This window comes from Petralouisia sp. (genome assembly GCF_056822245.1).
The window spans coordinates 71,741-84,463 of sequence record NZ_JBQIOP010000014.1 but is presented as its reverse complement, the minus strand read 5'-3'; the positions used below and the strand labels follow the sequence as shown (position 1 = coordinate 84,463).

12 protein-coding genes and 1 pseudogene are annotated in these 12,723 nt (G+C 33.6%); 11 read left to right on the top strand and 2 right to left on the bottom strand.

Annotated elements, in window-relative coordinates; genetic code table 11:
* On the top strand, window positions 1-528 hold a 528-nt coding region (locus ACTO17_RS07580), incomplete at its 5' end, for a hypothetical protein (protein ID WP_482557497.1).
* A gap of 100 nt (window positions 529-628) precedes the next feature.
* On the opposite strand, the pseudogene ACTO17_RS07575 reads toward ACTO17_RS07580, so the two are convergent.
* Window positions 629-1,262: pseudogene (locus tag ACTO17_RS07575) on the bottom strand (transposase); the annotation flags it as partial.
* Between the two features lie 146 nt (window positions 1,263-1,408).
* Window positions 1,409-2,620: an MFS transporter gene (locus ACTO17_RS07570; RefSeq protein ID WP_482557496.1), complete on the bottom strand. Its 1,212-nt coding sequence runs from the start codon at window positions 2,618-2,620 to the stop codon at window positions 1,409-1,411.
* A gap of 365 nt (window positions 2,621-2,985) precedes the next feature.
* On the opposite strand from ACTO17_RS07570, the gene ACTO17_RS07565 reads away from it, so the two are divergent.
* The 10 genes from ACTO17_RS07565 to ACTO17_RS07520 all read left to right on the top strand — a co-directional run bounded on the left by ACTO17_RS07565 (window position 2,986) and on the right by ACTO17_RS07520 (window position 12,258).
* Window positions 2,986-3,699, top strand: a complete 714-nt coding sequence (locus tag ACTO17_RS07565; protein ID WP_482557495.1) for a LytR/AlgR family response regulator transcription factor — start codon at window positions 2,986-2,988, stop codon at window positions 3,697-3,699.
* Between the two features lie 63 nt (window positions 3,700-3,762).
* On the top strand, window positions 3,763-5,073 hold the full coding sequence (locus ACTO17_RS07560) for a sensor histidine kinase (protein ID WP_482557494.1): 1,311 nt from the start codon (window positions 3,763-3,765) through the stop codon (window positions 5,071-5,073).
* 397 nt (window positions 5,074-5,470) lie between these two features.
* The gene (locus tag ACTO17_RS07555) at window positions 5,471-7,099 is read left to right on the top strand and encodes an ATP-binding cassette domain-containing protein (RefSeq protein WP_482557493.1); all 1,629 of its coding nucleotides are present in this window, start codon (window positions 5,471-5,473) and stop codon (window positions 7,097-7,099) included.
* 11 nt (window positions 7,100-7,110) lie between these two features.
* Entirely contained in the window at window positions 7,111-8,097 is a 987-nt protein-coding gene (locus tag ACTO17_RS07550; RefSeq protein ID WP_482557492.1) for a radical SAM protein, read from the top strand.
* Window positions 8,098-8,116: 19 nt separating this feature from the next.
* On the top strand, window positions 8,117-8,596 hold the full coding sequence (locus ACTO17_RS07545; protein ID WP_482557491.1) for a hypothetical protein: 480 nt from the start codon (window positions 8,117-8,119) through the stop codon (window positions 8,594-8,596).
* 1 nt (window position 8,597) lies between these two features.
* Complete coding sequence (locus ACTO17_RS07540) at window positions 8,598-9,971, top strand: radical SAM protein (protein ID WP_482557490.1); 1,374 nt, start codon at window positions 8,598-8,600, stop codon at window positions 9,969-9,971.
* Complete coding sequence (locus ACTO17_RS07535) at window positions 9,968-10,777, top strand: hypothetical protein (protein WP_482557489.1); 810 nt, start codon at window positions 9,968-9,970, stop codon at window positions 10,775-10,777. Before ACTO17_RS07540 ends, ACTO17_RS07535 begins: the two co-directional genes overlap by 4 nt.
* Window positions 10,778-10,990: 213 nt before the next feature.
* Window positions 10,991-11,224, top strand: coding sequence for a hypothetical protein (locus tag ACTO17_RS07530; protein ID WP_482557488.1), 234 nt, complete (start codon window positions 10,991-10,993; stop codon window positions 11,222-11,224).
* Window positions 11,225-11,350: 126 nt separating this feature from the next.
* Window positions 11,351-11,935, top strand: a complete 585-nt coding sequence (locus ACTO17_RS07525) for a hypothetical protein (protein ID WP_482557487.1) — start codon at window positions 11,351-11,353, stop codon at window positions 11,933-11,935.
* The gene (locus ACTO17_RS07520) at window positions 11,929-12,258 is read left to right on the top strand and encodes a hypothetical protein (RefSeq protein ID WP_482557486.1); all 330 of its coding nucleotides are present in this window, start codon (window positions 11,929-11,931) and stop codon (window positions 12,256-12,258) included. The genes ACTO17_RS07525 and ACTO17_RS07520 overlap by 7 nt, the downstream gene beginning before the upstream one ends.
* Window positions 12,259-12,723: the final 465 nt, after the last annotated feature.

Genomic DNA, 12,723 nt, shown 5'->3' with positions numbered 1-12,723 from the left:
ACCGGAAAAAGGGTAAGCAAGCCGGAATATGTTTCTCTCTCAGAAGAGTTTTTCAATGGGGAAGACTGTGCCATTGATGTAAAGGTAAAAATGATATACGATGGGAAAGACAATGATATTATCAGCCAGTATGTCACCTTTACAAAGGTGTATGACGAGCAGGTGAAATTATATGGACGAACCAGGGAAGCAGTTACCAATACTATCAATATCTGTAAAAACAGGGATGTTCTGAAAGAGTATTTATCAAGCAGGGAAAAGGAGGTTGTGGATATGATGATGACATTGTTTGATGAAGAGCAGGTAATGCGCGCTTATGTGGAGAGTGAGAAGAAAGAAGCGGCAGAAAAGGCGGCAGAAGAAGCTGCAAAAAAAGCAGCTGTGATTTCGGCAATTGAGATGTGTCAGGAAATAGGTTTACCTGTTTCAGAAACCATAAAAAAGGTGGCTGGAAAATATAAACTTGAAGAAAACGATGCAGAAACATGGGTTCAGAAATATTGGAGAAGAGAAAGGGATAATCAATAGTTTTCATATGAGTAAAAAGTGGTTTTTCTACTGGTTTACCACTTTGTCCCCTAACAGACGGATTGCCCGGTTTTCAACCGGGTAATCTGTTTTTTACGCCCTTTTCCAGTCTTGCATCTCCCTTTTCATCTATGCTGACATCATATTTTACGCCAAATTCTACTGGTTACTTGGCGTTCCTCTGACAATTGGACGCAGGTAAGGCTAGTTGATACTGACAATACGATCCTCCACACTATGGGTTTTATTCTCATACATGTATTTCTGCTGTTCATAGAGTTTCACCCTTCGGTAAGTACGGGGCTTAGCCCATGGATGACAGTTCTTATGAAAATAGTCAATCATACCCTCAAGCTTTTCACGTGCTTCATTGAGAAGAGAAAAGTCCTGTAGATATCTTATGTTGGATGGGGAGGCGGCATCAAGATCTTTGGTAACACCGCTGGTTTCAAGGATGTACTCGTTTATTTCCATCAGGTATTCAGTAGTCAGACGCTTGCGAAAACTGACAATCGTTTCTGAATAATCAAAACACGAAGGGCCATTCTAAAAGGAGTCGCCGGATGACCTGTTTTGGAGGGGAACATTGCCACATATTTTGTTTCCATTCTGCTCCATGGAATGGCATGAGCCAGCCTGATCCACTCATTATTAGGATCGAGCTCCATACCACATGACTGGTTGAAATCAAACAGTGTAATTTGATGATTTTTACGTTTTTCAGGAATATACATAAGCTTTGGGCCTCCAAAATGCAAAGTTTTTTGTCCGAACGTTAATTTAGATCTGCATTTATCATAACACAAAACTCTTATAAAATCTTGTTTATCAGTGTTTTTAGTTAATGAGTAGACACTAGATAATACTTTTGTATATTAATTTATTCATTGCCTGAAACCAGTTCCTTGTACATGATATGTACAAACCAAACAGTAAGCAGTGACAATAAACCGGATAGCGTCCATGCAAATAGAATAGAAAATTTATCAGCAAGAAACCCAAATAACAATGATGCAGTAATCTTACCAGCTGCATGGAACAGAGACGAAAAAGATATCATTGTCGCCCGCGTCTGATCGTCTATATAATCATTCAGAAGTCCTCTTTGAATGGAAGAAATCATCGACCAGACAATTTCTTGTATGCAGATTAGAAAGACAGCCGCTAAGAGTCCTTTTTTGATATTCATAAGCAGAATACTGATTCCGAAAATCAGGAATGTAATCGTTAATATTTTTTTTCGTTCCGCATACATTCCGGCAATTTCCAGAATTTGATTACCTGCGATAATGGACAATTGAATAAGAAACCATACCATCGACAGATACATATATGAAAAGCTGGAATCAATTTGGTTTAAATAGACGGACCAAAAAACCATCAGCGGCGAAGAAACAAATCCCATCAACGTAACAAAAATATACAGATAGGTTAGCCGCCTGTTTTTTATAATCAAATTCGGGCCCATCTTTATATACTGGAAGAATGTTTTATACAACGATAAAACAGAAACTCCCGATTGCACAGTTTTCTTATCATCGATAAACTTTAAAACCATAATTATAAAACAAATAGAAGATAAACAGGGAATGAACCAAATATATTTCAAAGAATATTCCGCAATCCACGTACCGATAAAACTGCCGATTATCATAGTAATGCCCTGAATTTTGCGGGAAGCGGCGAATATGCGGTCCAGTTCATTTCCTTTTAAAGCATCATCATTTATCAGCCAGGCCTCAATGGTTCCGGATTCCAAAGCATAACTAAGCCCCCAAAGCAGCTGTCCCAACAGAACCACTATGATATGGATGCTGCTTAGGAAACAAAACATTGCCAAGAACAATGAGACGCCGGCAAAAAGAGCCGTTTTTCTTTTTCCGACGGAATCACACATTGCGCCGCTGGGAACCTCAAAGACGATGGATGAGACGTTAAACATTGCGCTGATCATGTTAGCTTCAAAAATAGAAAGTCCCAACGATAAAAGATACAAAGTATAAACTGCGCCGATTATGCCAGTATGTAAAAAGAAAACGGTTTCTAAAAGGATGAATTGCCGGGATTTGGTCATTCTGATATTTTTTTTCATTTCTTTAAATCCATTCCTTTCGCTTTTCTCAGGTATAAAACATGATAAAAATGGCTGAGAGCATCTCAGAGGTTCGCAGACATTGATTATTATTCGGAGTTATTATATCATATTTTTGAAGAAAGGGTGAGTTTGATTTTTTAGTTAGGTTGCGGACGCAGTCTGCCGTATGATACAATGGAAAGAAAATTCAGCAAAGGTGACTATTTTAGTAAAAGTGGTATCATTGAAAAAAGGTTAGCAATGGAATTTTTAAAAAGTATGTTAAGATAAAATGAAAATATTATGCGGTAATCATTAAATATGCAGCAGGTGGGAGTTGCTGGGTATATTAGATACAAGAAAGATAAAGGGGAGCACTAAGAATGGGTCAATTGAGGATCGGAATCTGTGACGATGAAGAAATGATATTAAAGACGTTGTACGGCCTGGTGGAACAGGCCGTTAGAAAAACAGGGCTGGAATTTGAAATTCTGGTCTTTTCTTCTGGGAAGGATTTATTGCAGCAGGCAGAAGAATTGGAAATTGCTTTTCTTGATATTGAAATGCCGGAAGTAGATGGAATAGAAACCGGCCGGATGCTTCGCCAGAGAAATTCTGAATGCGCAATCATTATGGCTACCGGAGTCGAAGAACGGTATAAAGAGGCATTTCATATCCGCGCCCTTCGTTTTGTGACAAAGCCTTTTGATTCCTCAGAGATTGAAGAGGCGATAAAGGCCTGTCTCAAAAGACGGATTGGGCTTAAAACCGTGGAAGCATACAGGAATAGAAAACTTTATCAGGTGCGCCAGAGAGAGATCGCATATGTAAATTCTTATGGCAGTTATGTGGAACTGATGGTGAGAGGGAAGCGTTTTCGGAAAGAAGCTTCTATGGAAGAGATGGAAAAATTGCTGGAGCCCCGGTTATTTTCCCGTGCGGATCGGAAGTATCTGGTGAATTTGGGGCATGTGGATGATTACAAGAATGGAATTGTTACAATTGGAGAAGAGAAGATTAAGGCGTCAAGGCGCAGGAAGAAAGAATTTGAACGAGCCTATATAGAGTTTGATTTGGAGTATCGGGGTAAGCTGTGATTCGAAATGGAAGGGGATTGTCAACAGAGGATTTTTCGGTAGCTTCAAAGGGAGGGAGTAAAGATGGCAGGGATAAGATTATGCGGTTTTATGATTGAACTATGGGAATATCAGCTAGGGATGAAGTTATTCTTTTCTGTACAATTGCGCAGAAAATGGCTGGCAGTGACAGCCATAGTTCTTTATGGGGTATTTGTGTTTTCTGGACAGATACAGGAAAGGCATATGTATATTATTGCATATGGATTGACAGTGGCGTTGATTTTTTTCATGGCCGACACAGACTGGAAAAGGAGAACAGGAAAAATACTGTTGCTGCTGTTTGTAATTTCCTGTATGGAAAGTTTCTGTGAGATAGGCATAGCCGCTCTGTTGGAGCGATACGGAGGGACTGTATTAGCGGAAAAGTGGGGTTATTTAGGCGGAAGTATGGCAACGTTGGGAATATTGACCGCGCTGAATTCTGTTAATGCTAGAAAACATTGGATGGAAAAAGAAAATATGATTCGCTTCATACGAAAATGGACGGTCTTACTTATCATTCTTATGACCCTGGAAGTGATACTGACTGCCGCCGGTTTGAATTACGCGAAACGGTATATTTCAGATGACAGATTCAAGGGATTTGCGGGAATTTTTAGTTCAGGGGCTTATTTTGCCATATGTGTGCTAGCAGTTTTTTTCATTTATATCAGAAACGTGAATGAAAAACTGGAACGGACAGCGGAAACGGAGCGGAGACTGAAAGAAATGCAGGAAAAATACTATGAAGCTATGCTTAAAAGGGAAGAAGAAACCAGAAAATACCGTCATGACTTGAAGAATCATCTAATCTGTCTGGATGGATTGGCTCGGGAAGAACATGCAGAGAAGACAGCGGCTTATATCGGGAGTATGCAGAAACAAACGGCATTTGTGCAGCGAAAATTCTATGATACAGGGAATAAGACATTGGATTCTCTTGTAAATCATTATGGTTCTATCTTAGAGCCGGACGCAAAGTTATCAGTTTCAGGGAGGATAGAACGCAATTTGGAGCTTACAGACGCGGATTTGTGCACTGTTTTTGGAAATCTTTTGCAGAATGCGGCGGAGGGGATTGCGCAGGTTAAGAATGAAGAGAAATACATCCATGTTCAAATGGAACAGGGCAGGGAATATCTGAGAATAAAAATTGAAAACAGCGCGCCGCTTCTGGAAATAACTGGAGAGCAGTTTTCGAATAAGTTTTTAAGGACAGCAAAGAGGGATAAGCGGAACCATGGGATTGGAATGCGTAATGTCCGTGATACGCTAAAGCGGTATTCCGGTACGTTGAAAGTGACAAGAGAACCAAGTAAGTTTATTGTGGAAGTAATATTGAAAAATAGGTGAACCGTTTGAGAAGTTATCTGACCGTTCCATAGGTTAGAGTTGTAACCCATAACAGTATCTGCTACTATCTGAATCAGGGAGGAGGGAGCTGTTATGGGTTATTTTGATGTTAGTTTAATGTCTTTGTGGGATGATATATTAAAATTCATTTTTCCAACTACTCATTTTTTTTAGAAGGTTTGTGGAGTAGCGTTATTATGGGGCAGTTAAAAGTTTTTCAACTAATGAGCAGGTTTATTTCACAATCTTCAAGGATTATTTGTTTAAGTTTTCCACATCTAAAGCCAGAAAATTAGAGGCATTTAGTTGGTTTTGAATGTGGGAAGCTTGAGTAACTAATTGATGATTGAACTTTTGCATAAAGGTGTAAAGAAGTGGTTGAGAATATGGAGGAAACATGATAAGGCTAGTTTTTAGGTCATTAAAAGGAAATAAGATAAGGTTTATAATTACTATACTTGTGATGCTGATAACAAATATATTATCATTATTGATGAATGTTGTGAATCAGAGGATTTTTGATGTTGCTTTTTATAATAGGAATATAAAGTATTTAGTAACGCATGGAATACATATGATAATAGGCATATATATTATAATTCTTGTGTTGGGCATAGTAACAAAGAAATTATCAGCTGATTTGTTTGCTAATTCAATTGCAATAATTCGAAGTGAGTTCTTAGAGAATGTAATTAATTCTGAATATCTTTTTTTTTTAAAAAGCACACCTGCAGATTTGTATTATAGAATGTTTTCAGATCTTAGTGTAGTGCACATTTATGTTTTGGATGCTTTAATGAATGTCCCACTACGTATAATGTATGCCTTGAGCGGGATTATTATATTGTTTCTATGGTCTCATCTTTTGACAATTGTATATTTATTTTTTTTGTGTATAAATGTATTAATTGTACTTTTAACGAGAAAGTATAGAACCAAGCTAGTAAAAAGACAGAAAGAGAGCGAACAGGGCTTAATGTCAAAAATTCAAGAAAACTTTTATAACATTCTTTTGATTAAAAGTGCAGGAATTGAAGAAAAAAGGATTTGTAGAGGAAAAGATGAGATTCATAAGTATTCCCTAATTGATAGTAGAAATACATTACATTTTTCCTTACTAAATATAATTAATGGTTTTTCAAATAATATATGGTCGATTGTTTTGATTGTTATGGGTGCTTTTCTTGTGTATGATAATTGTATAACTGTTGGCGAATATATAATTTTTTCGATTTTGTCTAGTAGTATATCTGGGATTATATTTAATTTATTGGATAGTATTTTTAAATATCCTCAGGCTTGTATTAGTTTTAAAAGATGTGAAGAATATATGGGATTTAAAAAGTCTCATATTGAGGGAACGGAAAAATTTAGATTAGAAAAAGCGTTGACTGTAAATGATTTGAGCTTTAGATACCCAGGTGGGGCGGAGAATGTGATAAATAATATGAGCTTTATATTGAAGCCGCAAAGCGTGGTTGCAGTAATCGGAGAAAATGGAAATGGTAAAACTACTTTAGTAAATATTATTACAAGATTGTTAAATGTTGAAAAGTCTAAGATTTTTATAGATAATCTGGATATAAAAAAAATCAATAAAACGGAATTTAGCAGATATGTTGCATATTGTACTGAAGTAACTCAGATTTTTAATGCCTCACTTGCATATAATATTCTTTTGGATAGAGAACAAGTGATTACTGATGAAGATTTTAAAGAAATTCTTATACAAATTAATTTGAAAGATGTGATTGAAAGTTTGCCGTATAAGATGGAGACTTTAATTGGTGTTGGTGGAATTCAGTTGTCTGCAGGTAATATACAAAAAATAGGCATTGTAAGAACATTGGTAACAAAACCTAAAATAGCGGTGTTTGATGAGCCAGGTACAAATTTGGATATAGAAAGTAAATGTAATTTATATAAATTAATAAAAACATATGCGAATGATAAAAAGGCATTGGTTCTTGTCATAACTCATGATAAAGAATTCTTGCCATATGCGGATAATATTATATATGTATAGAGGGGAAAAATATGAAGAAAAATTTGATTTCAATTGCATCAGTCGATATTACGTATAAATGTAATTTGAGATGCCTGCATTGTTTTAACTGTAGCGGAGAGCAGAATTATTTGAGAAAAGAAATGACAGATGATGAATTGCTTTATCTTATGGAGAGTTTGTCTGAAATAAAATCCTTAAGAAGTATGTGTTTTTGTGGCGGGGAAACATTATTAAGAAAAGATATCTTATTACAGTGTATTGTATATTTGCATGAAAAATTGCCAGAATTAAATATAAATATAGTTTCTAATGGCACATTGATAGATGAGCAGATAGTTTTAGAACTAAAAAGTGTAGGAATAAATATGGTTCAAATTAGTTTAGATGGATTGGATTCAAAAGTACATGATTGGATAAGAAATAAAGATGGCGTGTATAATCAGGCTGTCAATGCAATCAAATTATTGGTTAAACATGGAATTAAAGTGTCAGTTGCATGTTTACCCACAAAAAGAAATTATAATGATGTTACTGAAATAATCGAATTAGTAAAGGGATTAGGTGTTGAATCTTTTAGAATGCAACCGTTAATGTTGTTAGGACGAGCTAAAAAGAATTTGAATGATGAAATACTTGGGATATCAGAATATAGGGCATTGGCAAGAATTTTAATGGCTAAAAAAATGGAATATGCTAAAGAGGGATTTATGATAGAGTGGGGTGATCCAATACAGCATCTGTCATTTTATAGAGATAAAGAGTTACTGTATTTAAGTATAAGTGCCTACGGTCAACTTATTGTTTCACCTTATCTACCGCTTGTTGTTGGTGACTTGAGAAAGCATAGTTTGGAAGAGTATATTGAAAAAGGACTTTTAGATGTGTGGAAAGATGATAGAGTAAAAAAAATGGGAGAGATGATAGCTGAAGCTAATAAAATGGATGTAAGTGAAAGATTTGATATGCCAGAAATATTTACAGAAAATGATATAGTTTATGATGTAATTGAACACTAGAATATTGAGGAGAACAGTTATGGATATAAAAGAAGTGACAGAAGAAAATGTGGATGTATTATCTATGTGGCTAGATGAACATATAAATAATAATGATGTGTGGATTAATTCAATGCTTAATAAAAAAACAATATGCGGATATTCTTTTTTACGAGAAAGCATTTTTTTGGGAAGACTATGGTGCTGCATAATGTTTCATAATGAAGAGATAGTTGGAGTCTTGGTAGTAGCTCTTCCAGAAAGTTATAGAACACATATAAAGTCCGCCGAGGTTTTAGTATATTATTCTAAAGAAAATTATTTTATAAAAGAAGCATTAAAGTTATTGAAAGTATCTTGGGGAGATCTAATAAAAAAAATAAAATTTGTGTATTTGAGAAACGATAAAGATTTGAATATGTATATAAGTTCAGAGGTAAAAGATATAGTTCATGAAATATCTTTGGAATGTAATGAAAATAGGTTTTGTATAGATAGTATATTTGTTGGAGAGGATTAATGTGATCAGAGGGTTAGAGGTACAAAAGAAAAGCTATTCATTAAAGTGGGATATAGAAGATAGATGTAATCTAAAATGTAAACATTGTATGCTATCAGAAGTGACATATAAACCTGAATGTACACCCAATGAAAACAAATTATTCTTAAAACGTTTGATAGATTTAGGTATAAATCAGGTTCTATTTATGTCAAAAGAGCCACTTTTATATAACAGCATAGAAAAATTAGTAAAGTATGCGCATAATAGAGGTGTTGGAACTGGTATTATTACTAATGGAACGCTTTTGACATATTCTAAGGTGGAAAAATTATTAAAAGCAGGGTTAGATACTCTTATAATTAGTTTAGAAGGTGTAGATTCGGTAACAAATGATTATATTAGAGGGGCAGGAACTTATAAAAAGGTTATTGATGCATTAAAAATAGTTGAGCGAGTTTTTAGAGAAAATAATAAAGGCTTCCGTCTAGTATTAGAATATACAATCAGTAAAAACAATCTGCATGAACCCCTGAAATTAATTGAGTTTTTGAATAATAATTTGTTTGAAATTGTCAATGTTGGTACTATTAATCTGATTGGAGAAGCAAAGAGATATAAAGAGATAATTCCAGATGAAACAGAAGTGATGACTTATATTAAAAATATGATGTTAGAATATAAAAGATTTGATGTGAAAAGATATACAATATTTTCTAAATCACTTTATCCGTATCAAATTATAAAATTAAATACATGTTTTGGCATTGACTTGAATTTTAGCACATTTGGGTGCTCGGTTTTACAAGACGAAATTGTATTGGGAGCTGATGGAACTTTGAAATTATGTTCTCTTTTAGAAGAAAATAATAAGTGGGGTGATATTCGTATTGGTGATATTTCAAATTTAAATGATAGAGACCTAAACAAAAAAATAAAAGAAGCACAACGAAGATGTGGGAATAAGCTGGCAGATAATAGTAGTATTTGTATGGGATGTGAATTTATTAATAGCTGTTTTACATGTCCAGCAGTGGAAAACGAACAACAATTGGAAACGTATAGAAAATGTAATTTAGAAAGAGAGAATTTTTTAGCATTTATAGTTGCCTCTATAAATAATAATTGTTATTGTCGTTTTTCAGCAGGTGTAAGTATTCGGCAAATTGATGAAAACACTTGGTTAATAGCAAAACACTATTATAATAATATGGTAAATGAAGTCTTTGTTCATGCTGGAAAATGGATTGAATTTTTTTTTAGTAAATTTATTCTTAATATTGCGAATTTTGAAAAGTATGGATTGGTAAGAGATGATTATATTAAATTGGCTATGAATGATATGCTAATTATATATGACAAAAAGGAAAGTATGGATAATGAGGTGAAATTTTGAAAGAAAAAATCATACCAGTGTTAAACCATAATAAATTTGATTTTACTGAAATGTATGGCAATGATGCTGCAATTTATTTGAAAGAATCAATTATTACAGAGCCAATAGTTTTTAATCAGGAGGCAAAGGTGATTTTTTCGTGTATTAACGGAACAAATACGATTGATGACATTTCTGAGATTTTGAGAAAAAAATATAAAGAGGCAGATATTTTTCAGATTAAAAATGATATTTTAAACGAACTTAGAGTATTGTGGGGATTAAAAATATTGGATTTTAAGGGCTATGATCCATTTAAAAAAGAAATTGAAGAAAATTTTAATAATTATTTAATGACGTATGTTCGCGAGATAAACGAGAAAGAATTGGATAATCAAAATGATTTTGTTTGTGGATTTTGGAACAAAGAAATTGATTATTCGAGTGCAATGTTAAATTCTGGAGATGAGGCTGGTATACTAAAGATGTTTCGTTTACAAGAGGGTGAAAAAGTTTTGTTTACAATTGGAATTACATATAACGTGAATACATCTATATTTGAAATTAAATTTATCACCGGTGGTATAATGGATACGAATGTATCAGAAAATGTAATAAAATATTTTTTGGGATTTATAAACAAATTTTTTACACGAAGTAGAGGTATGTTACAATATGATTATGGTAAATATTTTATAACATACGTTAACGAAAAAGACATTGTTGGAAAAAGGGTTGTAGAAACTTTGTATATGGAACAAAAAGGAAAGTTAAAACAAGAATTTGATGGTTCTGATGTTGAAGTTTTTGCAAGTTATGTAATATAATTTTGCTTGATATACGTAACAGAGAAAAGAACTATTATAAATTAACTTCAAAAATAAAATTTTTTGAAGAAATTGCAGGAATACATTTCAGATATATTTATACCTTGAAAACTGCATGACAGATGGAGTATCGTTATTTAAAGAATTAACATATATACAAAGTGTATGTGGTTGTGGTCTTATTTAAACCATCATGTGATAGGAGGTGAAATAATGGGAGAAAAGTATGAAGGTATTTCTATATCGATTGATGATTTAGAAATTTCTAGTCAGCCAGGGAATATTGTGGAACCTAAATGTTCTATTGGATTAGCAGTTATGCTTGCATATGCAGCAATCATGATTGATGCAGCAGCTGTTGTTAATTATGCAGCTGCACTTAATGGTGCTGTCGGAGCAACTGCATTAGCTGTAACATACGCTTGGGTAAAAGATGTCTCAAAATAGTAAAGTATGTGCAATTGCTTTAATTATGCGGGCACCTTCCCAAGCGATAAAATAACTGTGGAAGGTGTCCTGCATTTTTTTAATGCAATTAACTTTTAACCTTTTATCATTTAAAAAGGAATGAATATGGCAATGAAAAATAGTATGATAAATAAATATGAATATATTGTGGTTTATGATGATAAAATGATTGGTAACGAAATTATTCAAGAATTATGGAAAAGTTGTTATATGCTTGAGATGAACATTCAATATAATGTTGGTGAAATGCATAGAAGGATTCAAATTGAGTTTGATTTTAACAAAGGCCTTTTAAGTAATTATAAAGTATATGATGCGATAGTTAGTGATTGGGTATGTAATTTAAAGTTTGAAAGTGACGGTTTTTATCGAGATGAAAAAAAACTATATTGGAGATCTAGTTCATGCTTTATAACGTATGAATTAGCGAAATATAAATTGCCTTTGTGTATGAAGTTTTGCAAAGGTGGATTTATTGCATATTATGACACAATAAAGAAAGATTTGATGTATTTATCAATAAGGAAAAATAGTGATAACGGATATCAGTTTCTAGCCCCAGAATATAGCGAAGTCACATATAAAGATAATACATTAACTCGTTATTTTGGACAAAATCTTCAAATTATTAGAAAAAAAGGTAATATACAGACAGGGTATTGTATCCAAAGTGGGGGTGTTTTATGCTGACGGAATTAACCATTGCGTTTATTTGTTGTGGTTTATGTGCCCTACCTTTGTATATCATTGCATTTTTTGGCGAGCATGATACGAAACCTATTAACTTTTGGGCCGGAGATAAAAGTTTAGAAATTGCTGATGTAGAAGGATATAATAGCAGTATGGCAGCTTTATATAAGAGATGCGCCTTAATACTTATTGTTACGCCAGTGTTAATAATTTTGCATGTGTACATTTTTATTGGAGTGCTATGTTTTGAATGTACAGTTGGTATTTACATTGTATACAGACAATATAAAAAAATATTAAATAGATATAGGAGTGGCAGTTAGCAAGTGTACAATATATGTTTTAAAACAATAGGAAGGCAACAAATATGAAGATAAAAAACGGCGCTTATTTTGGCCGATAAGGATCCGGATGTTTTTTCTGGACGAAAATAGCCAGGTGTTTTCAAGTATAATAAAAAGCAGCCACAACGGAGATGTTTTATGCTGTTGGAATTAATTATTGCGTTTATATGCTGTGGCTTATGTGCGCTGACTTTGTATATCATTACATTTTTTGGTGAACATAATACGAAACCTATTAATTTTTGGGCCGGAGATAGGAATACCAGAAGAAGTGTTTAAAGCATATGAAAGCAGTGAATCTTATCAGAAACTGAAAAAGATTCGGAATGATAACGGCAAAATACTGTAGGGATATTATAGAAAATATAAAAAATGAGGGCAAAGACGAAAAAAAAAGAAACGTCAGAGTCAGGAGATAGGATGGACAAAAAAGTGTATAGAAGC

Coding starts and splice junctions, on each gene's coding strand:
- ACTO17_RS07570 (WP_482557496.1), bottom strand. CDS start 2,620: ATGAAAAAAAATATCAGAATGACCAAATCCCGGCAATTCATCCTTTTA.
- ACTO17_RS07565 (WP_482557495.1), top strand. CDS start 2,986: ATGGGTCAATTGAGGATCGGAATCTGTGACGATGAAGAAATGATATTA.
- ACTO17_RS07560 (WP_482557494.1), top strand. CDS start 3,763: ATGGCAGGGATAAGATTATGCGGTTTTATGATTGAACTATGGGAATAT.
- ACTO17_RS07555 (WP_482557493.1), top strand. CDS start 5,471: ATGATAAGGCTAGTTTTTAGGTCATTAAAAGGAAATAAGATAAGGTTT.
- ACTO17_RS07550 (WP_482557492.1), top strand. CDS start 7,111: ATGAAGAAAAATTTGATTTCAATTGCATCAGTCGATATTACGTATAAA.
- ACTO17_RS07545 (WP_482557491.1), top strand. CDS start 8,117: ATGGATATAAAAGAAGTGACAGAAGAAAATGTGGATGTATTATCTATG.
- ACTO17_RS07530 (WP_482557488.1), top strand. CDS start 10,991: ATGGGAGAAAAGTATGAAGGTATTTCTATATCGATTGATGATTTAGAA.
- ACTO17_RS07525 (WP_482557487.1), top strand. CDS start 11,351: ATGGCAATGAAAAATAGTATGATAAATAAATATGAATATATTGTGGTT.
- ACTO17_RS07520 (WP_482557486.1), top strand. CDS start 11,929: ATGCTGACGGAATTAACCATTGCGTTTATTTGTTGTGGTTTATGTGCC.